This window comes from Coralliovum pocilloporae (assembly GCF_030845175.1).
Classification (GTDB): Bacteria; Pseudomonadota; Alphaproteobacteria; order Rhizobiales; family Cohaesibacteraceae; genus Coralliovum; species Coralliovum pocilloporae.
Map to the genome: position 1 here is coordinate 885,557 of NZ_CP132542.1, position 23,925 is coordinate 909,481.

Sequence of the window (23,925 nt, forward strand, 5' to 3'; positions counted from 1 at the left end):
TTTTGCGCTTTTGCGCTAATCACGATACCATACGGGCCAAGAGAATACCTCGACTGACAGGCTGACTATGTCGCTGCAAGAGCAGACAGATTGCCTGAACGTCACACTCAACTGCTATGCGGGCGCTATCAAAGCTCCAGACAAGACGCTATGCAGCTGGATATAATCGGGAGGGAAAAATGACGGGAACCAAACACCTCTGGCGGATGACTGCAGCACTGGGCCTCAGTCTGGCTCTGATCGTCCCCTCACTTCCGACGCCGGCTCAGGCCAATCCAGCAAGTGGTCATACAAGCGGTGGCGGCAGCAAAACTGACGTTGGCGCGGCCATTTTCCTAGGCATTCAGGCCGGGAAAATCATTTATGATGCGGTCAAGGAAAAGAACAAGAAGAAAACCAAGAAGACCACAAAAACCAAGCCCAAGAAAAAGAAGACAAAACGCGTAACGCGCAGCAAGAAGCAACCCAAAAAGGCAACAGTCAAGCGCACCAGCAAAACACCTGCCAAGCGCCAGACTGCGAAACGTTCGGCACCACCGAAACAATTTGCCAGCGGCATGCCTCCTGAAACCGAAGACAGATATATCGACAATGAAGTAATTGTCCGGTACCGCATCGGTGCATCACAACGGCAGATGAATGCACTTGTTGGACGTCTTAAACTGCAATGGCGCAGTGCTCGAACATTCCGTCTGGCAGGCACGACAGTGCATCGCTACCGGATCAACAATGACACACCGGTCAGAGATGTGATTGCCGCTCTGGAGCAGGACCCGACCGTCGCCTCGGCTCAGCCCAATTATCTCTACAGCCTGCAGCAAGCCGCCGGGAACGCCGCAAATTCAGCCCAGTATGCATTGGCCAAACTGTCAATCTCTCCGGTCCACAGCATCACCCGTGGCGGCGCGGTGCCCATAGCCGTCATTGATTCCGGCATCGATATGAAACATCCGGAACTGAAAGCCACATCAATCGAGGCGATAGATACAACAGGCGAAAAGAAACACCAAGCAGATGCCCATGGCACCTCAATCGCAGGCATCATCGCATCAAACGGCACACTTCTTGGCATCGCTCCAGAATCACGCCTGATCGGCATTCGGGCATTTCTGAAGGACAAGACGACAGGCCTTTCAACCAGCTCAAGCTGGGCCATTGCAACGGCCCTGGATCGCGCTCACAAGGCAGGTGCAAGAGTTATCAATATGAGCTTTGCCGGACCAAAAGATCCACTGGTGGGTGATTCCATCAGAAGCGCCATCGATAAGGGACTGATTCCGGTGGCCGCTGCTGGAAATGACGGACCGGAATCACAGCCGCTCTATCCGGCTGCCTATGAAGGTGTCATTGCTGTCACGGCGACGGATAAAGATGACAGCGCCTATTCCAAGGCCAACCGTGGTGACTACATAACCGTTGCAGCTCCCGGCGTTGATATTCTCGCGCCAATTCCAAATGGCGGATATAGCGTCTCTTCAGGAACATCCATGGCCGCAGCTCATGTGAGCGGCCTGATTGCACTGGTTCTGAGCCGCGACAGCGACCTCGGATATGATGATATTCTCAAGGTCCTCAGCACATCCTCAACTGATCTTGGCAAACCGGGGCGCGACCCGGTCTTCGGCACAGGCCTGCCATCGGCAGCACAAGCATTGAATAAGCTTTAGGACTCGCCAGACAATAAGGACCAGACAAGTGATATAGATGGGAGTTCAAGTCTCCCATCTATACGATTTCGTCCAGCGAACAACAGCTGCTGAAGTAAAATGGTAGCTGGCTTGAGAACAATCCAGCGCTTGCAACCCTCTAAGATACTGAAGGCTAAAGCATAGAGAAACCCGCTATATTCAGCACTAAGCTCCAAATGCTGCATTGCAACACAACATGCCATACAAAAGTCTCATGCGATTCTGTTTTTGTTAACAAGATCGGAGGTAATCTGTTGACATGGACACCCCGTGGTGGGGGCAGCCAATGGAGGACACATGTTCAAGAACCTTATGAAGGGCGCAGCGCTTGTAGCAATTCTCGCTTGCTCCCCAGCTTCCGCAAATGAATTCGCAGACGGTCTCAATGCTCTGGCCAAAAACCAGATCAAAGCGTTCGCTCAGTCTGCTGATGTTGTTGCAGCAATCAAGGCCCAGAACGCCGAGACCGCTGGTTATGATGAAGCTGAGATCCTGAAGCTTGATAACAAATGGCGTGCTGAGGCTGATGCAGACAGCCAGCCAATGATCGATGGCGTGCTGGCTCGCCCGGCATCTGAAGCTCTGGCCAAAATCCGTGAGGACAGCGACGGTCTCTACACCGAAATCTTCGTCATGGACGCGAAAGGCCTGAACGTGGCCCAGAGCGACCCGACATCAGATTACTGGCAGGGCGACGAAGCCAAGTGGCAGAAGACCTACCAGGTTGGCCCGGACGCTATCCATCTGAGCGAAGTGGAAGAAGACGAATCCACACAGACCTTCCAGAGCCAGGTCAGCATGTCAATTACCGATCCTGCAGATGGCTCGGTGATCGGCGCCATTACAGTCGGCGTAAACGTCGAGTTGCTGCCTTAAGCTACGGGGAAAGACCAGGCGCGCACTCTCTGGTGCGCGCTTCTTCTGCATATTGGGGGCTCTAATGAAGATCTCGACACGATTTTCTGCAATTATTCTTGGTATCACACTCGCTTCGACCGCCGGTGTTGGCATCGCAAGTTATATTTCCGCGTCTGCCACAATCAATTCAATCGCCGAAGACCGGTTGAGAGCAAAAGCAGATGTCCAGAAAAACGATTTTGTTAACTACCTGACCGCAATCGAACGAGATCTAAAGGCTCTTTCCGACAGCTATGTGACCCGCAGAGCATTGACTGAGCTCAAGAAGGGCTGGAAGAAGGCCGGTGACAATCCCACTGAAGCCCTTCAGACCGCATATATCACGAAGAACAAATATCCATCTGAACGGGAAAAGCTCGTCTCAGGTGGTCGTTCCAAATATGACAAGGCCCACAAGTCGGTTCATCCGACCCTTCTGCGCCATCTGACTGACAACGGCTATTACGATATCTACGTCTTCGATACCGATGGAAATCTGATTTACTCGGTCAAGAAGAACAATGACTTCGCCACCAACATCAAGTCAGGTGCCTGGAAGGATACCCCCCTGCGGCAGGCTTTTGATCTGGCTATGGGCGGCGATACCAAAGACGCACATTATCTCGACTTCAAGCCTTATGCCGCGATGGACGGGCAGCACGCCAGTTTCCTCTCGACGCCAATCGCGATTGGTCGCAAGAAGATCGGTGTTCTGGCCTACCAGATGCCAATCAGCCGCATCACTTATTATACCTCCCGCTATCAGGGTCTGGGAGAGACCGGTGATCTGTTCCTGATCGGAAATGACGGACTGGCCCGTAACGATTCAGGCCGCACCGCCGATACAGATGAGTTCTTTAAACAGAGTTTCTCAGGCTCCGTTGTCAAACAGGCCATCGGGGGACAAGATGCATACGGCACGATTTCGGATTTCAGAGGCGAGTCCTACGACATAGCCACAGCCCCCTTCTCCTTTGGTGGGGTCAACTATGTGGCTGCTGTTTTGCAGGCTGAATCAGAAGTTCGCGCACCTCTTGTCTCCTTACGCAACTGGATGCTCATCATTGCAGGCCTGTGCGCCGCCATTGCAGGCGTTATCGGGTTCGTCATCACACGCGGTACAACAAACCGTATCGGAGTTCTCGTTGATGTCATGACCCGCCTGTCCAAAGGCGATCATTCAATTGACATCAAAGGTCGCGATCGCAAGGACGAACTGGGCAGTATGGCCCGCGCCGTCCAGGTTTTCCGCGATGCCGCAATCGAGAATGAACGCCTGTCAGCGGAGAGCGAACAGGCCAATCAGAATCGTATGCATCGCCAGGCAGCTGTAGAAGATCTGGTGAACGGTTTCGATCAGGATGTAACCAGCCTGCTTGGCACCGTCATGAACAATGCCGAAGTCATGAAATCAACCGCGGCATCCTTGACGGACACAACATCAGCCACATCCAACCGTACGGATAATGCAGCCTCTGCGACAGATGAAATGAGCTCCAACATCCAGATGGTGGCATCAGCCGCTGAGGAGCTTGAACAGTCCATCCGCGAGATTGCGCGGCAGGTTGGAGAGACGAAAGCTGTCGTCAAATCAGCAACTGACCAGGCAGATCAGGCGAATAGCCGCGTTGGAGCGCTGGATGAAGCAGCCCAGCGCATTGGTGATGTGGTCAGCCTCATCCAGGACATTGCAGAACAGACTAACCTTCTGGCTCTGAACGCAACCATCGAGGCTGCCCGTGCCGGGGAAATGGGCAAAGGCTTCGCTGTCGTTGCCGCAGAGGTGAAAGAACTGGCAAACCAGACCTCGAAGGCAACGGAAGAAATCTCGTCCCAGATTTCAGCAATCCAGCTTTCCACAAAGGATGCGGTGTCCTCTATTGAACAGATTGCCGGAACGATGGGAGAGGTCAATTCCTTCACCGGCTCCATCGCAGCCGCTGTCGACCAGCAGGGCGTTGCAACAAGCAACATCAGCGCCAATGTTCAGCAGGCCGCAACAGGGGCCAAACAGGTCTCCGACAATATGTCGGATGTTCGGACGCTCATTGGCGAGACCGATGGGTCTTCCGCCCAGGTGCTGGGGGCATCAGAAGATCTCAACAGCAGAACGGAAGAGCTGCGCGGGCTGGTAGCCAGCTTCCTCCAGAAGGTCAAGGCTGCTTAGCACCCTTTCCAGATCCGATAATGCATAAAGCCGCTGGATTAATCATCCAGCGGCTTTTCCTTTGAAAGAAAACCCGTGAAACCGTCAGGCTGCTGTTGCCACTTGTTGTGTCAACAGGGCAAAGATCGCAGCCCCATCATCGGTAGCCCTGAGCTTGGCAGCGACTTCCTTGTCACGAAGGACACGCGCAATCCGGGCCAGCGCCTTCAGATGATCAGCTCCTGCACTTTCCGGTGCCAGCAGCATGAACACCAGATCGACCGGTTCATCATCCAGCGATTCAAAATTGATCGGTTTTTCAAGCCGGGCAAACACGCCGGCAATCGATGTGATTTCTGACAGCTTGCCATGCGGAATGGCAATGCCATGGCCAACACCAGTCGAGCCCAGCCGCTCTCGCTGCAGCAGGGTATCGAAAATGACACGATGCGGGAGACTGGTTACATCTGCCGCAATCTCTGCCATTTCCTGGATAACCTGCTTCTTGGACGACGCCTTGAGCGCCGGAAGAATGGCATCCTGGGATAGCAGATCACTCAAATCCATGGTCTAATCCACTTGTTTCAAGCCGCATCAGCTCAACTGACACGGCTCGATCTCTTGATTATCTTGCTATTCAGCCAAAGCCGGGTCGACCCAGCCCACATGACCATCAGGGCGTCTGTAAACAACATTAACGCCACCGTTTCCAGCGTTACGGAACACGACCACAGAGGCCTCTGTTATATCCAGTTCCATAACGGCCTCCCCGACAGATAAGGTCGACAGGGTCGTTGAGCTTTCCGCAATAATCACCGGACTGTAATCTTCCGGGACTTCTTCCTCATCATCCGGCTGCTGCAAGACGTAAGCAGCAACATCAACGCCATTGCCACGGCCGTTGTTGGAATGATGGTCTTTCAGGCGACGCTTGTAGCGTCTCAGACGTTTCTCGATCTTCTCGGCGGCCTTATCAAAGCTGCCATGAGCATCTCCAGCATTTCCGCTGGCCTGCAAGACGGTGCCCGTATCCAGATGCACCATGCATTCCGCCTTGAAGCCCGACCCTTCCTTGGTAAAGGTCACATGGCCGGAATATCCGCCGTCAAAATACTTGCCGACCGATTCCTCAATCCGATCTTCTGCGGTGCCCCGAAGAGCATCGCCCACATCCATATTCTTTCCTGAAACACGTAGAGTCATAGATCCCCCTGACTATTAGGGTCTTCCCAAGTGCAGGATGCACCAGTGATTTGGGCCAATATCATCGTCCAAGGGATTGCGTATTACCAGAGCTTTGGTAGATGGCCTGTGGACAGCGGGGGCCCTTTTATTGCCGTGCACACCCCGTGTCAATGTTCCGCCTGAGCGATTAAGCTGAAAATTGGCCATCCTTATGAAATAATCCTTATCGCCGCCAAGGTCCAGAGAAAACATCTCACATCTGGGTAATCCCCATGCATGGTGGATAATCAGCAGGGGCCTCATCAGGGGTATGTGCGCTGTATCATATCTGGAAAACCCGCTCCTTCACACTCACCTCAAGAAGGTAACAGGGCTTCTACGCAGCCAGATGATCCCTACAGGAATATTTTTTCAACAAAGGAATCGACATTAAGAGGAGATCATAAAGCGTTGAAAGAACTGACCGGACAAAAATAGCAGAAGTAATATAGTACGCATTATCATTATAGACCGACCGTTTGAATAGACGAAGATCTCTTGACAAAATACAACTTTAAATATTCAATTCAGAAAACAAAATAATTGAATCTATCTATTATATTTGCAACCAGGCGATCTTTGATCGCAGTTGGGAGGTTGACTGCAAATGGCTTACTTGCACACCTAAATAAAATTTGAATTGAAGAGCTTCGGAAGGCGTAAAAACCCCGAAAACTATCATAAAATTAAGCGGAAGTGTCATCATGTACAGTTTTGGCGCTAACAGTTACTTTTTGTCTATTCTTCAGATGAATTGGTCTGCTTGGATAACGCGCAGCACCGATCTCCTCTCGAGCCTCCCTGTCATTGAATCATCACACAAAAACAACCAGTGCGTGTTGTTCAGTCTGTTGCAGACCTGTCGACACGATCCATCCAAAGGAGTTTATCATGTGTGGCTGTGATCATTTCTGCATGGCTCCTCCATCCCCGGAGCTGGAGGAACAGATTATCAGATCCAAGCAACGGCTGGACTCCGGTGCGGGTCTGCCTGAAACCGGCGACGATACGGTTCTGGATTTCGATCGCGCATACAGGATTCTCAACCGACCCAAGAAAACCCGCGCGCATACATTGATCCAGCGTGTAGCAGACCGGTCTCCTGTGGTTGGAACCCGCAAGGCCCTTGTTCTTCTTGTAGACTTTTCTGACCACCCGGCCAGCCAGTCCCAGGCCCATTACTCCAACATGCTGTTCTCTCAGGGAACCTATCCGACCGGTAGTATGCGGGACTACTACAGAGAAGCCTCGTACAATCAGCTGGACGTTACCGGCGAGGTAAGCGGGACCGGCGGCCCCACCGCAGGCTGGTATCGGGCACCCCAGACCAAGGCCTATTACACCAACAATGATTTTGGCTTCGGTTCATATCCGCAGAATGCCCAGAAACTCGTTGAGGATGTGGTCGATCTGGCTGCACCACACGTGAATTTTGCGGACTATGACAATGACGGTGACGGCGTGGTGGACGCGCTTGTCATCATCGTCGCCGGATCAGGTGGTGAGGCAACCGGCAACAAGGGCGATGTCTGGTCACACAAGTGGAGCATAACACCACGTGTCAAAGACGGGGTTCGCATCCAGAGTTACTTCATGGCACCTGAAGACGGCCGGGTCGGTGTCATGTCCCACGAACTTGGCCATCTCCTGATGAAGTGGCCCGACCTCTATGACACGGACTACAGCTCGCGCGGCACGGGCCGTTGGGATCTGATGGCAGGTGGCAGCTGGAACAATGGCGGCAATACGCCCGCCCATCCAACGGCCTGGTGCAAGCTTCAGGCCGGGTGGATCAGCCCTTCCACCGTCACAGGCGCAGCACAGGACGTCACCATCCAGCCCTACAATGCCAATGGTGATGTCTACAAACTGCCAATCGGCGGGGCGAATTCCAAGGAATACTTCCTCGTTTCCAACCGCCAGAGGTCCGGCTTTGACAGCCATATACCCGGCGAGGGCTGCCTTATCGAACATGTGGACGACAATCAGTCCAACAATACGGACGAAGATCACTATCTCGTTGATATTGAGCAGGCCGATGGACGGCGGGACCTCAACACCAATGCCAATTCCGGAGATGCGGAAGACGTTTATCCGACCGCATCAAACAACCGGTTTGATGGCGCTTCCACGCCAAACAGCAATTCCTACAACGGCACAGCTTCCAATATCTCCATCACCAATATCCAGCGCGCCGGAAACACAATCACCGCCCGCATTGACACAGGCGGCGGCGGTGGAGGTGGCGGCGGCGCAGCGACCGAACAATGGCACACCAACAAAGCGGTGCTGCGCACCTATACAAGCCATCACTCGCAGAATGCCTGGGCCTTTATCGAAGATCTTGGCTGGCTGAAAGTAGAGACCGGCTTCGCCGACGGTGTCACCAATTGTTTCGTGTTGCTCTGCGATGCCAGATCCAATGGACGCAATGTCAGCGTCTTCACAGATGGCACCACAATTTCAAGAGCTTATCTGCTCTGACCACAGGGGCATTGCCCCCGGCCTTAAGGCCGACACATAGCCGCACCCGACACACGGGTTAAACACTGGACCAGACAAAACAGGGACGAAATCCATGGCAGACAATGACCAATATGATGCCGATAATGATGGAATGCTCTCCGGAGAGGATGTCAGAACCGGGTTCATTTCAGGTGCAAATTTTACCAACAAACCGGTCCAGTACACCGTTGTTGACGGGGAAGCCATCCTGGAGGGTTGTATTGTCCTTGGCACCGTCGAGGAGATGGAAGCCAATGCGGCAGCCGTACGCGCCAGCATGGCTGAAGGCAGTTCCGGACAATCTGACCAGCCACAACGCGGTGTCGCCATATCGGGAGACCGGTTCCGCTGGCCCGATGCCTTGATGCCTTATGAGATCGATTCGAATCTCCCCAATCAGGCGCGAGTCACAAACGCTATCGCCCATTGGGAACAGAACACCAATATGCGGTTTGTGCGGCGGACATCCGCCAATGCATCGCAATATCCCAACTATGTGCGTTTCCGCCCCGGCAATGGTTGTTCATCGTCCGTCGGCATGCGCGGTGGACGCCAGAACATAACTTTGGCCAGCGGCTGCTCAACCGGCAACACAATCCACGAGATCGGTCATGCTTTCGGCCTCTGGCATGAGCAATCACGGGAGGATCGCGACCAGCATGTGACGATCAACTGGAGCAATATCACCTCCGGCAAGTCTCACAATTTCAACCAGCATGTATCCGATGGCGATGATTACGGCGCCTATGATTTCGGCTCGATCATGCACTATGGCGCAACAGCTTTCTCAAAGAACGGCCAGCCGACCATCACAACCATCCCGCCCGGCACACCTATAGGCCAGCGAACAGGCCTGAGCCCTGGTGACATCGCAACGATCCACGCCATGTACACGACCTGGCACAACAACAAGCGGGTACAGCGTGTTTATTCCACCCATGATTCCCAGAACGCATGGGCCGCGATTGAAGGGCTTGGTTGGCGCAAGATCAAGACTGGCGACAAGGACGGCGTGACCAACTGCTTCATCACCGTCTGCGACGCCATGGCAAATAATCGCAACGTCAATGTCTACGCGGACGGCTCAACGATCTCCCGGGTCTATCTGCTTTAGACCCGCGCACCGAATGACGAGAACACGCTAACAGACCTAATTCCAGGAAAGGACAAACCCATGTGGCATACAAACAAAACCGTTTCCCGCGTTTACACCACCCATGACGACCAGAATGCCTGGGCCAATATTGCCGGTCTCGGCTGGAGGCGGATCAAAACCGGCGACAAAGACGGCGTCACAAATACCTTTGTGCTGCTGTCAGGAGCAAAGGCAAACAACAGGACCGTCAATGTCTACATCGTGTCTGACCTGATTGAACGCGCTTATATGAACTAAAAGCGCGACACCCGTCAGACCTACGCATCTGCTCTTGGCCGGAGCCCATACTGCTCTGGCCAAGGTGGAACGCAGAGATGATCCTGATCATTCGACAATCTATCGCTCCGGTGAACTGAGCGCGGGCCTGGTCTCGCACCAGAAACCGGAAAATCGAAACGGAACCATCCAATGGCGACACACAGCACAAACCTACCTCCCGGGCCGGAAGAGCTATCTGGCCCTGCCTCAGTCGGCGCCGTATTGGTGAGTGGCGATGCCCCCGCACCTGATGATCTGTTCACAGACACTCAAACCGCGACGTCGACCACAGACGGAACGGCCCCAGGGCCGGAAGAACTGGCCGGTGATGAGCAGACCGGTTCAGCTCATGAAGGCGCACCGGCACCGGATGACGGGCTGGACGCGGCCAATGCAGTGACAACCAGCCTCGACACAGCCCCCGCCCCTTCGGATTCAGAAGGTGCTCTCGCTACCGCATCTGGCTCTCCACCCGGGCCGGACGAAGACCCGGGCAGCATCAGTTCGGGCATGAACGGCTCATCATCCCACAGCGCCCAGATACCAGGGCCAGAGGATAACCCGCCGCAGAACTACGCGGCCGGCTCTTCTCAGAAGACCGGGGGGCCTCCACCGGATGACACAGACTTCGGGCAGGACATGGCCAATATCGCAATAGGCAGCGCCCCTGGGCCATCAGGTGCTGATACCGAGCAGGTCAGCAGTTCATCAGAGGGCCACCCACCAGAGCCTGATGATCTTGATGGTACAGACACCGGCTCGTCATCATCTGCGTCCGGGCATCATGCCTCGCCAGGACCAGAAGAGCCAGAAGAGGATGAGCAGACCCAGCTCGCAGATCAGAGCTCATCAAACAGCGCTCCACCGCCTGATAACGAGGATGGTCTTGAAACAGGCAAGGAAAAGAAAGGCAAAGGCAAGAAAAAGAAGAAATGACATGCTTTTGCCAAAACCAGGCCAAGGTCTGCGCTAAACTTACAGCGTGCTTCTGGAAAGCGTACAGACTTTTCAGACAAAAGCTCACGCAGAGACAAACTCTTAGGGTCAAGACACATTGCTGACACCCATTCTGCTTATCAGCGATGCGCTGAATAGACAGAAACAAAACGACCGCACAACAACCTTGTATCAAAGGACGTGACCAATGTGTCCTGACCCAGACTTTCTGCGACCGGAACAAGCCTACCAGATAAGCGGTCAGATCCTGATCGGGCCTGAGGTGCCTCACATCAGGGCAGCCACACTGCATATCTATCTGGAAGACATAACAGTGCAGGATAGCGACGCTTTTCCTGTTGCCGGGAGCATAATTCCGGGCATCAGCCACGAGCCGGGACATGATGATCATCATCCGTTCGTGCTGAACTTCATGGCTGCTCTGGATGAGCGCGCTGACTATGCCCTGCGCGCGCATCTTGACCTGACCGGCGACACAGAGATCAAGACCGGTGACTGCATCACGACGCAAAACTATCCGGTACTCACGTTTGGCCACCCGACAACAGATCTGCTTCTGCGTCTTCATCAGATCTAACGTTCAGACTGACGGGTGAGGAACAGGGAGACTTGCAATGCGCTGGCTAACTCTCAATACTCTTCTCACGGCTCTCTTTTTAGGATGTGGCGCAATGGCACAAAACGGACCCACCCCTCCCCCAAGACCCGGCGGCGTGATCGCAGCTCCAAACCTTTCAAACATAGAAGCCGTACTGACCAGTTTGTCCCCGGTCGAGGACATTCCCGGAAAAACGGACCTCGAATTCAAGACCGTAATAGTCAAACCCTTGAGCGGCCCCACCTTCGCCGAACCCGGCGAGACCCTGCCCGGCTTCACATTCCAGGACGTAACAGGATTGTCCACAGGCGATCGCGTCAGCATGGAAACGGAATATATCGGGGGCCCGAAAGGCGGTCTTTATCAAGTCATCAGAATAGAGAAACTGCCATAACCAGGATCGCAGCGGAGGCCTTGCGAACAAGTTCGAGCCTGAAGAGCTCACAAACACAACCGCGCGCTGTCCGGTGAGGGTGCCCTATCTGAAGCATGAGCACAGCAAACTGTCGTGAGACAGATGAGAAATTTCGAACCTGAAGGGTTCGCAAGCACAAGCGTGCGCCGACCGGTCAGGTCGCCCCCGCGGAGGCGTTGAGCAAAGCGAAACTGCCGTGAGCGAAAGAATGGCGGACACGGAGGGATTGTCTTCGAACTCTTCTTCGCTGACAAAACTCTTTGAAGAACTAGAAAACTGGGAAGCATGTCTCAAGTCTGATCCAGAGCTTTCCCGGCATCTCCGTAAACTTGGGAATGAAAACTCTGAGGAGGAAAGTTCGGCTCGCCAAGCCTCATCCGCACCACAGATGCGGGGGCCGTCACGATGAAGCAAGACTTTCAAACGGCTTTCGGCAACACCTCAAACAAACCAAATACGAACCCTGTCAGAGAAAAAAAGCGAAAGACTAAGCGTTCTCACTCCCCGGTCACCCTTCGCCTGACAGCAGACGAACGGAAGACGCTGGAGACGTTGGCCCAAGGCATGACGTTATCAGCCTATATCCGCGCATGTATCTTTGAGCACGAGGATAAACGGCGCAAGAAACGTCCACAAAAGCAGGTAGCCGATAAACGGCTGCTTTCTGAGACACTGGCATTGCTCGGGCAGTCGCGCATCGCCAACAATCTCAATCAGCTTGCCTATCAAGCCAATGTCGGTGCGCTGGTGATTGATCAGCGGGAACAGAAGCAGATTGAGGAAGCCTATGGTTATGTCTGTGAACTGCGCATTTTGTTGATCAGGGCATTAAAAGCCTAGCCATGCTGTTTGTCGGCAATGAACGTGGATATGGATCAGAACTCGCCCGGCATTTGATGAATGGTCGGGATAATGAGCATGTCACGGTGCATTCTGTTGACGGGTTTATTGCCGATAATCTTCATGACGCCTTTGCGGAGGTCGAGGCAGTAGCGGCTGGCACGCAATGCCAGAACTACCTTTATTCTCTATCGCTCAATCCTCCCCAAAGTGCGCAAGTCCCTGTTCGAATGTTCGAAGAAACCATTGCCCGTATCGAGCAGGAATTCGGCTTGGCAGGCCAACCGCGCGCAATTGTCTTTCACGAAAAGAAAGGACGTCGTCATTGTCATTGCGTCTGGTCGCGTATTAATGCGCAGCAAATGCGGGCGATTAATCTGTCTCTGACCAAATCCCGCTTGATGCGCATATCCTATGCGATCTTTCAGGAACAGGGCTGGGAAATGCCAAAGGGTCTTGAAGACTGGCGCAAGCGTGATCCCAATGGTTATACGCGGGCACAGGCTGAACAAGCCAAACGTGCTGCGATTGATCCCCAAGAAACCAAGAAGATGTTTGTGCGCTGCTGGCAGCAATCAGACTCACGTGCCTCTTTTGCAGCGGCCTTGTGGTCTGAGGGCTATTGTCTGGCTCAGGGAGACCGCCGGGGCTTTGTCGCGATTGATGGCAATGGCAAGGTCCATTCCCTGTCTCGTTGGTGCGGGGTGAAGTCCAAAGAACTGAATGCTCGTCTGGGCGATTTTAATGAACTGCCGACGGTTAAAGAAGCGATAGCCATTCTCCACGGCACGGAACAAGCCGAACAGTCAAAGCGCACTGAACAACCCAATGCTGATTTTGCTGATCGCCGGGACAAGCTGGTGGCAAAGCAACGGGCAGAACGGGAAGCTTTACAGGCCGCACAGGAACAGCGCCGCATTCGCGAAACCAGACAACGTCAGGAACGGCTCCCAACGGGCATGAAACGCGTCTGGGCGCGGCTGTCGGGAAGCTATGATCGCCTTTTGAAAGAGTTAGAGACTGAGGCTTTGGCCAATCAGGCGCGGGATGAAGCCGAACACCAGACACTTATAGAAAAGCACCTTCGGGAATATCAGCATCTCACACCAGACAGCCGCTTTGACCCACAACATGATCGCGACATACGCAATAAGCTGGATCAGGCTTTTGCTGCGGCTCTTACAGACACGCGTCAAGAACTCATATTGCCGGAAGAGCCTCTTCCCTTCACCAAAGCGCAATTGCAACGGCAACCGGTACGGATACTGGATTATCTATCCGACAAACAATCGCGTTTTACAGCGCTTGATATCAAGCGCTCCCTTGCACGGTTCATTGATGACCCGCTGTCGTTGCGTACCGCCATTGATACGGTGATGGCCTCAAACGAACTGGTACAGCTCAGTCACGCTGGCACTATTGATTACACCACCCGTTCATATAAGCGGGCGGAGGATGCATTGTTCGCTACTACGTCCACCATGCACAAGCTTGGCAACTTCGGTGTCAGTTCGCGGCATGTCCAATGGGTCATCCGTTATCAAAACGCCATCATGCAACGCGGCTTTGGCGGTGAATTAAGTGATGAACAACAAAAAGCCCTGCATCATATTCTCGATAATAATCAGTTTGCAAATGTGTTCGGGATTGCCGGAGCTGGTAAAAGCATCATGCTCAATGCAGCCCGGATAGCATGGGAGAAACAGGGCATCAGAGTTCATGGGGCGGCCCTTGCGGGTATTGCCGCTGATGGCTTGCAAGCCTCTTCGGGCATTGAAAGCCGGACACTGGCCTCCCTTGAACTGAGTTGGGAGAATGGCAATCAACCAATCAGACAAGGTGATGTGTTGGTAATTGATGAGGCAGGCATGATTGGCACACGGCAATTATCCCGCATTGCCACTAAAATAAACGAAATCGGGGCAAAGCTTGTTCTGGTTGGTGATCCTGAGCAGCTCCAGCCGATTGAGGCGGGGCAACCCTTCCGCCAGTTGGTGAAGCGGCTTGATGCAGCAACCCTGACCGAAGTCCACCGCCAGAAATCCGACTGGCAGAAACAAGCGTCCTTGGATTTATCCCAAGGCCAACTTGAAAAGGCCGTAACCGCCTATCAGGAGAACGGCTCGGTTCATGTAGATCATAATAAGGACTCTGCGCTGTCAGCTCTGGTTGCCTCCTATCTGGCAGACAGGAAAACCGCACCGGACGCATCCCGCCTTGCCTTCGCGCATCGCCGCAAAGATGTTTACGATATCAATCAGGCCATACGGGCAGAGCTGCGTCACCGTATGGCTCTTCCTAACGAAGAATATCTCATCAAAACTGACAGCGGGCCCCGCATGTTTTCCATTGGTGACAGGATTGTGCTGACCCGTAACGACACATCACTCGGCGTGAAAAACGGCATGCTTGGCACCATCACCAAAATGGATCACGGCCTGATAGAACTGGCACTGGACCATAACAAACAAACCTCCGTGACGTTCAACCCACGGCGCTACCGTACTTTTGATCACGGGTATGCTGTCACCATTCACAAGTCCCAGGGCGCAACGGTAGATCGCGGGTTTGTATTGGCCAGCAAACGGCTTGATCCTCACCTTACCTATGTTGCCATGACACGGCATCGCGAGAAGCTAAACGTCTTCGTCAACGAGAAAGATAAGCCCAGAAGCTGGGGCTTTGATCTCAAGCGCAGCACTATTGAGGCAGACCGCAGGCAACGCCAAGACCACCAGCACAGTCAGCAACGCCACACGCTGCGATATGAGCGATAGGGCCACCACCCTATTTAACTATCATATGCTGTAGGTTTTCTTGTAACTCTCAGATGCAGCGGTATCATCTGAATCATCAATCATAGCCGTGAATTACTGAGTTGCGGGCAGAGCGACATTCATTTGTTCCCACTGGTCGAGGAGGCGACTGTATTCAGAATCTCAAATACATCTATAGATGGCCCTCTACCAGCCAATTTAAAGCGCTTTAATGGGAAATTCTTGATGCAAGCGCAGCCGGTGGTCTAAGTTGGAACTGCACTTTATCTTCGATATTAAAATTCAATTATCCTGCAAATGGGGCGCAAACTTCATTCGTATCGAATTTTGCTGAGACTTTTGCTGCGAGACTGGCCACCAAAACTGACCCTTCACCACCAATTTCAACTGTGAATTGATCTGGCCGAAATGCACTTTTACACACAGATTCAACGGTTGCTGCCATAGCATCTTGGATACTTGAAAATATGTCAGTACCCCATTTTGCAAGCCTTTTTCGGAAGTCCCCAGAGCTTGAGATTTGCGCCTTCTGAGCTTCGCTCAAAGGTACGCCATGAGGCTGCAATATCAACTCTGTAATCTCTCCCATTTTGTTGGAGAGCACATACGCATCTACTAGACCATTCGGTCTAGGCAAGCCTAACTTCTTAAGATCAACAGGGGCAACTGGGTCTTCAAACCACTGCCTTAACTGGCCTTCGCTAACACGGGGCTTCAGGAAATTTTCTCCAAACATCGCACCATCGCTGTAAACTTGGGGAGCCACCCGCAATATCTCTTCATTGGTCTTCGGCTCCTGCACCTCAAGACTCGCTACTCCAATAGGTTCGGAAAATCCAACTCCATATATGTTCATCCCGAGTTTCCCTCTGGCAATCATCTCGGACTGTATTTTCCTAAAGAAAGCTTCTTCATCTGTCTCAATCTTTGGTATTTCAAATATATTGTTTAACAATGCATCGTAATCCACTGGTCTGTTTGAAGAAAAATCTTTGAAGGCCTTCTTGTACCAATCTTTGCTTTTTGCGTGATCAGAGAAACCTGCGATTCCTTGTTCGGGAAAAGCCCCTCCGGACATAAAATTCTTTCCATCAGTCCCACGTAAGAAAAAACTACCGAAATTTTCAACTTTTATTCCAGAATCGTTTTGCCAGCTTGGGGAGGCTAGTTGAGAAATATGCTCGTCTGCCCCAATAGAATTCATGGACATAGAAAATGCTACAAGAAAAGCGAACCCACAAATAATGTTTCTCATTGATCTGCCCCCAATATTTACGTCCAATAATTTAGCCCACAAACTAGCACAACTCGCGTAGGGGGAAAATTGGAAAAATTCAGTATATAGTTGCATCAATTTGATAATTGTGGTGTGAAATTAAGTCACAGCATATCAAGTTGCTCGGCTGGATTCCGTCTAAATCGACCTAATTACATCCGTCCGCAACCGTTCTAAATGACGAAACAGGATGTTTGCTTTCCGTAGTTTGCAGAAACAAATCTGAACGCAAATGGTTATGGTTGCCGCGTAAATGCCGATTGCAGGGGTACGGACTTAACCGGGTTCATCTTGCGTTTGAACTGATCCAGCCCTGCGGTTTCTGACCCGCCAATACAAAGATGTGAGAAGCCGCGCCTGTTGAGTATTTCGCACATGGACAGATAGATGAACTCAATAACGCCCTTACCTTCGACCGCCAGTCCACATTGTGATGTGGCTGTTCGGTTGACTGGATCGGTTTCCTCCCATGTCATAAAGCCGACAGGGACGCCGTTCTTTTGAACCATCAAACCGTGAAGCGGTAATTCGGTATTCTCCATCAAGGAGAGAATGGCGTTGGTTGGTGCCACCAGATCATCAAGGGAATACCGTCTTCTGATACTCTCTGCCGCCCACTGATTGGTCAGGTTCTGGATTGCTGCTTTATCGCACTTCAAGTCGATCAAGGATGCGGTCAGATTGGCATCGCGGGCAAGGTTGATGCCGTGGCGAAAATTCCTGAACTGCCGTCCTTTGTGTTCGCTGACGGCTTTTGTTGAAAGGGTGTGAACTGGAAATAGCCAATCCAGCATTCCTTCCGGCGCAACTGTCATATGACCGGAAGCTTGCACCCATGCCAATAAAAGCTGATCTTGTTCGCTTATTCTGGCAAGCTGGACTTGCCCGCTGGAAATTCGCGTATCGTGAAGCGCCTGACTGAACAACTGTGCCGGTTCCCGCCCCATGGGTGGAAACAGCAACAAATGATCATTCTTATTGGGATGGCTGGCAACCACCATAAATGTGTCATCGGTTGAATAGAGCCAAAGGCCATTGCGTCCTGTCATGGCCAAATAAGACGCTGACTGCGAATAAGCGTCTGCCCTCGTTGTGCGTAACAAAGCGCGTTGCAGCATGCCAAGGTCGCTATCTTGCAATGGACGCAGGGATGGAAAGCGAGACGATTGCGCCTCTTCGGTAACGCGTTCAAATGTATCTTGTGCGATTGTCTGTTGGCGGGTTTGAGTGATCATGATGCGCTCTCCGCGTTAGAGAGAGGCGTTGCCCGCTTCCACAAGGCATAGAACATGGCGCGGAAGGTTTGCGCCATCAGACGGTCTTGCAGGATCGTCACCCGCTGTTGGGGTTCCCAGCTAATAATCGCCAGCTTGTCACCATATAAATGATGCGGTGCGGCGCTAAAGTCTTCTTCTGCTAATGATCTATGCCATTCGATGGGCGCGAGAAGATTGCTGTCGCCCTCCTCCACCAGTATTTTCTCGGTGATATTGGCATCTTGCAGCCGTTGGATATGCGCATGGACAAACTCTGTCAGGGTTTCATCTTCTTCTTCCGGCTCTGACAATCCGGCAATCAACACTTCACCGCCCCCGTCTTTGAGCGTGTGATAAATGTCATCCATCATATCCTTGACGGCAGAATCCCCCTCAAGAATGGAAACAAGACTGTCTTGCCATTCCACACCACCGTTTTTCGTGAAGGCAATTCCGGCCAGCTCGAATGCATGAACGATACGACGCATGGTGCGCGCCGCTGGTTTTGAAGCCCCGCCCTTTTCAAAGCTGATGATGGGATTGACGGTCAGTCCACTTCTTTGAGCCAGATCGGGTTGGCTCCAATTGAGCAAGGCTCGGGCAGCTCTACATTGTTCCGGTAATATTATTTGTGAATTCACAGCTTTATTCTTGTAGTTATTATTAAATCAAAATAAATATACTATATATCATAGTAAAAACGTAATGTTAATTATTTTTTAATAATTAATACGTATAAACACGTCTATTGATTACATAATCAATGTTTTTACTTAACCAATATTGAAAAGGGGAAAATTATGACTTCGATATTAAAAACAAGCCGGGCAGCTCTCGACCGGATAAAAACATGGGGCAACGCATCAGAACCGGTATCATTCGTCGAGGTCAAGGAACTGTACGACAATGCCTATGCAGCCATTGATGATTTGAACAAGCACAGCGTCCTGATCCGCAAAGCAGACCGCCTCAAACAGCGTTACATCAACCAACTGCAAGACAATCATCAGAGATTGGCAGGTGCCCTATGAGTGTGAAAATCAGAATGATCCATCTTCGTGATCCCGATGATCTGTTTGGACGAGAGAGCACAGAGCAAGAGATTTCGGCAAATCTCGTGACTGCGGAAGACATCGCAGCAGAAAGCCGCGCTAATGAGATTCTGGCAAAAATTCTTGACATCCGCCGCATGCTGCCACGCTCACAATTCCTGAACCAGATGATTGAGCGGACTGCCTTTCAGGACTTCAACACATTGCTGGATGAAGTGATTGAGGATTTTAAGCAGGCCTTCAGAAACCAGCAGACGCATAAAGGGGATAAGGTGACATGAGCAAGTCCAAAAAAGACCAAACACCTGTCGGCTATTCCAGTTCTGCCGGATTGAGTGCGAATATAGGCCAGCTTTGCAGCAGCATCAGAACGCTTGAGGCGGAGAAAATGGCCAAGCTTCTCACCAGACTAACAGCTATTGAGGCTCTGGTGTTTGAGGCAGAAAAGAAATAGCTGAAACCTGATACAACAGATTAGCGGGTGCTTGCCTGTGCGGGTATTTCGCTAATCTTGTTTGAGCGAGATTATTGGCCAAGGCCGGGTGTTACCGGGGCTTGCGCTGGCGCAACAGTAGAGATGGCTACATCTCTTGCTGTCGCCATAAAATCGGATGTCAGGCTTGTTTCCTGTGTCGGCTCGTAATCCGGCAACTGACGCTGAACGGCTGGGGGCATACGACCATCGAGATCCGCTTCCAGCTCCGCCAGTTCATCCTCTGTTATTTCGCCGGAACTGGCGTGTTCACGTACAGCATCCAGCTTTTCCTGATATTGGAATATTTCCTGACGTTCTATTTTGAGTTCACCTAACGTGCTTACAGATGCGTCAAAGCTTTCCCAAGTTGGTGCTTGATCAGATATTGATTCCGGATCGACGACTAATTGGTCAAGTTCGTTCCCATGCTCATCGAATACTCTTCTGCCGTCTTCGGTTTTGAAGACACGGCGACCATCTTCTAATTTATGCGCGCGGCTTAACATGTCGTCGATCTCAGCCTGAACAGCATCCAATGCCTCCTGATTTTCCATCAGGGCTCGCACTGTCGCTTCATCATAAGTATCAAGCTTTCGATTGAAGGCTTCGATCTGCGCTTCGGTGGCTATGGTGGCAGCAATAGCGAGGTCAATAAAGGTGTCTTCTGCACGCTCCTCCATCTCCTCGCGCTTTTGCCTTTGTTCTTTCGAAGCGATGAACCACTTTCTGCGCATGGCCTCAACTTGCTCGGGCGAGCCTGGCTTGCGGCTTGATGTGTGAAAATGGCTCAAGGCTGTCTGCATTTACTCTCCACAATCTCTTTTGATAAGAACGTATAATAGTCCATTGGCTTGCCTATTCAGATGCTTGCCAAGCCATGTTTGGATGCGCCGCTGCTGCGGTTTTCCACCCTTGTAATACCAGTTGTAGATACAATTCATCCCGGCTTGATCCGGTTTATCTTTTATCCAGCGAGCTTGCGCAAGCCCATCAACAAATCCAGAAAAGTATCCTGCCTGCTGGTCAGTATTCATTTTGTTGAGGACATCATCTGCCGTTAATGCATAAGCCTCTTTTTTATATAAGCCGTTGAACATAATAGCTAAAATTATAGCAGCGAATAGTGAAGATTTACTTAAAGTTAACGAAGTCCTACCCAACATAAGTCATGACTTTTGCGCAAATTTGCATCACGACCTGAGAGTTTGATAAACTGGTATGTGAAATGCATAAAAATCAACAGGTTAGGAAATTTAGGCAAAAGCCAAAGAGCGGACATTATTCGGATCACGAAAGGGATGACTTGTGTAGCAATAAACACAACAAAAGTGAATCCCCAGGAAGGTTCGGTCCAGCATGAAAATCGGTTATGTCCGCGTCAGCACAGAAGAACAGATCACAGACCGTCAGTTTGTCCAGCTCGTGGATATTTGCGACAAGGTGTTGGCAGAAAAGAAAAGCGCCAAGAATACAGATCGTCCCGTTTATCAACGCGTCATGAATATGCTGAAGGAAGGCGATACGCTGGTGATCATGTCCATAGACCGGGCGTTTCGCAACACGATGGATGCGCTTGGGGAGGAGAAGAAACTGCGGGAACGCGGGATATTCTTCCAGATCCTCAATCTGGCCGTTGATACATCAAACGCCGATGGCAGGCTGGCCTTTACCGTAGTGGCCGCTGTTGCACAGCATGAGCGTGAACGAAACGCGGAACGGGTCAAACAGGGTCAGGCGGTTGCCAAAGCTAAGGGTCAACATATCGGCAGGCCGCCCGTCATGTCGCCGCGCCAAATCCGCATTGCCAAAGAGAAGATCGACAGAGGTGAAGCGACTATTGAGGAAATCGCGGCACTGAACGGCATCCATCCGTGGACGGTCACGCGCAGCATTAAGCGGCTGGAGAAAGTATGACACTTTCATACTATTTATGATAGACTGGTATGAAAGGAGAAATTCAATGTCAGGAACGGATAGACGCACAGTCAGTCTCACCTCTGAAAACGCCGCTTTCATTGATGGCAAGGTCAAATCAGGTGGCTATGCGAATGCCAGTGAGGTTGTGCGTGCGGGGCTACGGGCTTTGCAGGAGCGTGATGAAGCGGTTGAACGCTGGCTATTGCGCGAGGTTGCTCCGACTTATGATGCGGTAAAATCCGGTGAGATGAAGACGTATCCGGTTGGTGATGTTCTGGACGATATCCGCAACCGTCACAAGGTAAAGAACTGACCCTTCATGAGACGGCGTATTGTCGAGATATCAGAAGCGGCCAGACAGGACATAGCCGGCATCTACGATTGGATTGCTACGGCTGGCAGTCCTCAAGATGGTTTGGGCTATGTTGAGCGTATCGTGGCCTTTTGCGAGGGATTTGATCTGGCCAGCGAGCGTGGCTCGTTGCGTGAGGATATCAGACCTGGCCTTCGCATCGTCGGGTTTGAGCGAAACGCCACCATCGCCTTCATGGTCGAAGATGAGCGTGTTATTATTCTGCGTGTCTTTTATGGCGGGCAGAATTGGGAAGATGCGATGGCGTAGCGTGCAAAGCCGCCTGCACCAAGAACGCCGAACACTGTCAGTATTCGGCGCTTTTGGTCTCCATCTTATGCCGCATAGGTCTTTTTGAGCGATTTCCAGTGCTCAACGGTACGTATACCGCTATTCTTGGTATAGGCTTTCATCGGGAAGTTCATATAGCGCGGTTGCCAATCCCTTTTCGCCTTACCCTTGCGCGTTCCATTGAGACAATTTTGAATAACCTGTTTTTGCACTTTGGCTGTTGAGGTGATGTGCGCGTCTGCGGTGATCTTTCCTGCCGCTTCCTTCACCATGGCATTAATAGCGCTCTTGTCACGCAAGAGATTGAAATAAGTTTCATCGGGCTTCCAGTAGTCCGCCATATTGACATTGAAGCGATTGCCAAGCACTTCCACCAAACCAGAACCAGAATCCAGTGTTTCGGCAATCACAAAAGTGAGGATTAGCGATACGCTGGCATCGTCGAGTTCGAGAAGCTTGGCGAACACATCATGGATATAATGACGCTTGTCCCAATCGCCTTTGCGGGGAACAAAGGTTTCATTGTTATGGTTTCTGATACCAAGCAAAGAGAAGACACGCTCTCTTTCTTCCGCGAATGCGGCTTCGGCCTTATTATCGGCAAGGCTGTCTTTGATGGCATCACTGCTGGCTTTTTGCGGGTCGGCTGTGGCGTTGAGTAAGCCGCCCCCTGCTATGATCTGTGCGGTTGCCAAACGAAGCGCCACGCCTTGGTGCGATAGCAATTCACAGCGCACCACCGCATGTCGATGGAGGCTCAGATAGTTTAGCATCGGGTTTGAGAGTTCGGGCTTGGCTTTGATCTCATCACTACCTTCCCCGTCTGCCTTCTCGGATGTGTCTGGGGCTTTCCGTCTGGCTTTTGCTTCCTTGCGGGATAACTGCCCTTCATAAAACGTCACTTCACCATTATGGGCAGTCGCAATATAGACCTTGCCACCATCTTGCCTTTCGGCATCGACATAATCATAGGACGGGAAGTACTCACCGCGTTCCAGAATAATAACATCCTGCCAACCATCGACCAGATAGGTTTCCCTTGCTTGTGCAATTGCGGTGTTTTGTAATTCCCAGAATTGTTCAGGGTCATCAAAATAGCTTTCCTCCCCAAACAGGTCGGAAACGATGCCACCGTTATAGTCCTCCACATCAAACAAGGCGGCACTGGTCGCAATCTGCTCCCCGCCAAATAGCCAATCTTTCAAACGATAGCCTTCGGGTGCACCTTCATCACTGCGCCATAATCCCAGCCATGCTTTTTGTTGTTTCTTGGTCGCCATGGTGAGAATACGAACGGTTTGGGCGTGTATTTCTTGCTTGCGGTAGAGCGTCAAAATTGGTGATAACAGATTGGCAATTGCCAATCGTTGTTTAACCAATCGCTCCGTCACACCGAATTGTGCGGCGATATCGTCAATCTCTTGCCCTTGCTTCACCAAAGCGGCGAAGGCTTTGAACTGGTCGATTTCGTCCATCGGCAGGCGGGCAATATTCTCTGCCAAGGATGCTTCAATCGCCTTGGCATCCTCCTCATCATCCATGATGATACAGGGCACAAGCGTCACATCCTGATTGTCTTCTTCTGTCGCCAGTTTGAGCGCGGCATGATAGCGGCGCTGTCCAGCCACCACCTCATACCCTTCACAGTTCGGGCGCACCAACAATGGTTGGACAATGCCAAGCGAGCGAATGGATGGCACAAGGTCATCGACGGACTTTGCGCCTTGCTTGCGAACATTCAGCGGGGTTGTTTTGAGGTGATCGAGTTCAATATGTTGCAGTTGCATTTTTAAAATTCCTTTCTTTAAAATCAGTGCGAAATTGCACCAGCGAACGGTCTTCGCA

Annotated in this window: 25 protein-coding genes; 17 read left to right on the forward strand and 8 right to left on the reverse strand. The window is 51.7% G+C overall.

Annotated features, from left to right (window positions below):
• Positions 1-179 precede the first annotated feature (179 nt).
• The 3 genes from RA157_RS04195 to RA157_RS04205 all read left to right on the forward strand — a co-directional run bounded on the left by RA157_RS04195 (position 180) and on the right by RA157_RS04205 (position 4,752).
• Positions 180-1,667, forward strand: coding sequence for a S8 family serine peptidase (locus tag RA157_RS04195; RefSeq protein WP_350335223.1), 1,488 nt, complete (start codon positions 180-182; stop codon positions 1,665-1,667).
• 318 nt (positions 1,668-1,985) lie between these two features.
• Positions 1,986-2,564 (forward strand): PDC sensor domain-containing protein, encoded by a 579-nt coding sequence (locus RA157_RS04200; protein WP_350335224.1) that lies wholly within the window; start codon positions 1,986-1,988, stop codon positions 2,562-2,564.
• Positions 2,565-2,628: 64 nt separating this feature from the next.
• Positions 2,629-4,752 (forward strand): methyl-accepting chemotaxis protein, encoded by a 2,124-nt coding sequence (locus RA157_RS04205; protein ID WP_350335225.1) that lies wholly within the window; start codon positions 2,629-2,631, stop codon positions 4,750-4,752.
• 84 nt (positions 4,753-4,836) lie between these two features.
• Here the strand turns inward: RA157_RS04205 and ptsN are convergent, their stop codons facing one another.
• Together ptsN and hpf are read right to left on the reverse strand one after the other, a co-directional pair.
• On the reverse strand, positions 4,837-5,298 hold the full coding sequence (gene ptsN, locus RA157_RS04210) for a PTS IIA-like nitrogen regulatory protein PtsN (protein ID WP_350335226.1): 462 nt from the start codon (positions 5,296-5,298) through the stop codon (positions 4,837-4,839).
• A gap of 66 nt (positions 5,299-5,364) precedes the next feature.
• Complete coding sequence (hpf, locus tag RA157_RS04215; RefSeq protein ID WP_350335227.1) at positions 5,365-5,934, reverse strand: ribosome hibernation-promoting factor, HPF/YfiA family; 570 nt, start codon at positions 5,932-5,934, stop codon at positions 5,365-5,367.
• A gap of 912 nt (positions 5,935-6,846) precedes the next feature.
• Between hpf and RA157_RS04220 the strand changes: the two genes are divergently transcribed.
• The 8 genes from RA157_RS04220 (at position 6,847) to RA157_RS04255 (ending at position 15,461) form a co-directional block, all read left to right on the forward strand.
• A complete protein-coding gene (locus tag RA157_RS04220; protein ID WP_350335228.1) occupies positions 6,847-8,439 on the forward strand; it encodes a M6 family metalloprotease domain-containing protein in 1,593 nt (530 codons plus the stop codon).
• A 94-nt stretch (positions 8,440-8,533) separates the two neighbouring features.
• Positions 8,534-9,574: a Dot/Icm T4SS effector Zinc-dependent metalloprotease LegP gene (legP, locus tag RA157_RS04225; RefSeq protein ID WP_350335229.1), complete on the forward strand. Its 1,041-nt coding sequence runs from the start codon at positions 8,534-8,536 to the stop codon at positions 9,572-9,574.
• A 60-nt stretch (positions 9,575-9,634) separates the two neighbouring features.
• Positions 9,635-9,853, forward strand: a complete 219-nt coding sequence (locus RA157_RS04230) for a hypothetical protein (RefSeq protein WP_350335230.1) — start codon at positions 9,635-9,637, stop codon at positions 9,851-9,853.
• Between the two features lie 171 nt (positions 9,854-10,024).
• On the forward strand, positions 10,025-10,810 hold the full coding sequence (locus tag RA157_RS04235) for a hypothetical protein (RefSeq protein WP_350335231.1): 786 nt from the start codon (positions 10,025-10,027) through the stop codon (positions 10,808-10,810).
• Positions 10,811-11,018: 208 nt separating this feature from the next.
• Complete coding sequence (locus RA157_RS04240) at positions 11,019-11,408, forward strand: YbaY family lipoprotein (RefSeq protein WP_350335232.1); 390 nt, start codon at positions 11,019-11,021, stop codon at positions 11,406-11,408.
• Positions 11,409-11,445: 37 nt separating this feature from the next.
• Complete coding sequence (locus RA157_RS04245; protein ID WP_350335233.1) at positions 11,446-11,823, forward strand: hypothetical protein; 378 nt, start codon at positions 11,446-11,448, stop codon at positions 11,821-11,823.
• A 426-nt stretch (positions 11,824-12,249) separates the two neighbouring features.
• Positions 12,250-12,684: a plasmid mobilization protein gene (locus tag RA157_RS04250; protein WP_350335234.1), complete on the forward strand. Its 435-nt coding sequence runs from the start codon at positions 12,250-12,252 to the stop codon at positions 12,682-12,684.
• Between the two features lie 2 nt (positions 12,685-12,686).
• Positions 12,687-15,461: an AAA family ATPase gene (locus RA157_RS04255; RefSeq protein WP_350335235.1), complete on the forward strand. Its 2,775-nt coding sequence runs from the start codon at positions 12,687-12,689 to the stop codon at positions 15,459-15,461.
• A 286-nt stretch (positions 15,462-15,747) separates the two neighbouring features.
• Here the strand turns inward: RA157_RS04255 and RA157_RS04260 are convergent, their stop codons facing one another.
• From RA157_RS04260 to RA157_RS04270, 3 genes are all read right to left on the reverse strand, one after another.
• Entirely contained in the window at positions 15,748-16,716 is a 969-nt protein-coding gene (locus RA157_RS04260; protein ID WP_350335236.1) for a hypothetical protein, read from the reverse strand.
• A 257-nt stretch (positions 16,717-16,973) separates the two neighbouring features.
• Entirely contained in the window at positions 16,974-17,972 is a 999-nt protein-coding gene (locus RA157_RS04265) for a phosphatidylglycerol lysyltransferase domain-containing protein (RefSeq protein ID WP_350335237.1), read from the reverse strand.
• A complete protein-coding gene (locus tag RA157_RS04270) occupies positions 17,969-18,586 on the reverse strand; it encodes a hypothetical protein (RefSeq protein WP_350335238.1) in 618 nt (205 codons plus the stop codon). The genes RA157_RS04265 and RA157_RS04270 overlap by 4 nt, the downstream gene beginning before the upstream one ends.
• Before the next feature lie 207 nt (positions 18,587-18,793).
• On the opposite strand from RA157_RS04270, the gene RA157_RS04275 reads away from it, so the two are divergent.
• Genes RA157_RS04275 through RA157_RS04285 form a run of 3 tightly spaced genes read left to right on the forward strand, consistent with a single transcriptional unit; the run spans position 18,794 to position 19,499 of the window.
• Complete coding sequence (locus RA157_RS04275) at positions 18,794-19,024, forward strand: hypothetical protein (RefSeq protein ID WP_350335239.1); 231 nt, start codon at positions 18,794-18,796, stop codon at positions 19,022-19,024.
• 14 nt (positions 19,025-19,038) lie between these two features.
• Positions 19,039-19,326 (forward strand): hypothetical protein, encoded by a 288-nt coding sequence (locus RA157_RS04280; RefSeq protein WP_350335240.1) that lies wholly within the window; start codon positions 19,039-19,041, stop codon positions 19,324-19,326.
• On the forward strand, positions 19,323-19,499 hold the full coding sequence (locus RA157_RS04285; protein ID WP_350335241.1) for a hypothetical protein: 177 nt from the start codon (positions 19,323-19,325) through the stop codon (positions 19,497-19,499). Before RA157_RS04280 ends, RA157_RS04285 begins: the two co-directional genes overlap by 4 nt.
• A 71-nt stretch (positions 19,500-19,570) precedes the next feature.
• Here RA157_RS04285 and RA157_RS04290 read toward each other — a convergent pair whose 3' ends face one another.
• Together RA157_RS04290 and RA157_RS04295 are read right to left on the reverse strand one after the other, a co-directional pair.
• A complete protein-coding gene (locus RA157_RS04290) occupies positions 19,571-20,323 on the reverse strand; it encodes a hypothetical protein (RefSeq protein ID WP_350335242.1) in 753 nt (250 codons plus the stop codon).
• Positions 20,324-20,683 carry a hypothetical protein gene (locus RA157_RS04295; RefSeq protein ID WP_350335243.1) on the reverse strand — a complete coding sequence of 120 codons (360 nt, stop codon included), beginning with the start codon at positions 20,681-20,683 and terminating at the stop codon, positions 20,324-20,326.
• A 193-nt stretch (positions 20,684-20,876) separates the two neighbouring features.
• Here RA157_RS04295 and RA157_RS04300 point away from each other — a divergent pair, with 193 nt between their 5' ends.
• Genes RA157_RS04300 through RA157_RS04310 form a run of 3 tightly spaced genes read left to right on the forward strand, consistent with a single transcriptional unit; the run spans position 20,877 to position 22,059 of the window.
• Positions 20,877-21,434, forward strand: coding sequence for a recombinase family protein (locus tag RA157_RS04300; protein WP_350335244.1), 558 nt, complete (start codon positions 20,877-20,879; stop codon positions 21,432-21,434).
• A 46-nt stretch (positions 21,435-21,480) separates the two neighbouring features.
• Positions 21,481-21,750 carry a type II toxin-antitoxin system ParD family antitoxin gene (locus RA157_RS04305; protein WP_350335245.1) on the forward strand — a complete coding sequence of 90 codons (270 nt, stop codon included), beginning with the start codon at positions 21,481-21,483 and terminating at the stop codon, positions 21,748-21,750.
• A 6-nt stretch (positions 21,751-21,756) separates the two neighbouring features.
• The gene (locus tag RA157_RS04310; RefSeq protein ID WP_350335246.1) at positions 21,757-22,059 is read left to right on the forward strand and encodes a type II toxin-antitoxin system RelE/ParE family toxin; all 303 of its coding nucleotides are present in this window, start codon (positions 21,757-21,759) and stop codon (positions 22,057-22,059) included.
• Positions 22,060-22,124: 65 nt separating this feature from the next.
• Here RA157_RS04310 and RA157_RS04315 read toward each other — a convergent pair whose 3' ends face one another.
• Positions 22,125-23,867, reverse strand: coding sequence for a ParB/RepB/Spo0J family partition protein (locus tag RA157_RS04315; RefSeq protein WP_350335247.1), 1,743 nt, complete (start codon positions 23,865-23,867; stop codon positions 22,125-22,127).
• Between the last annotated feature and the right edge of the window lie 58 nt (positions 23,868-23,925).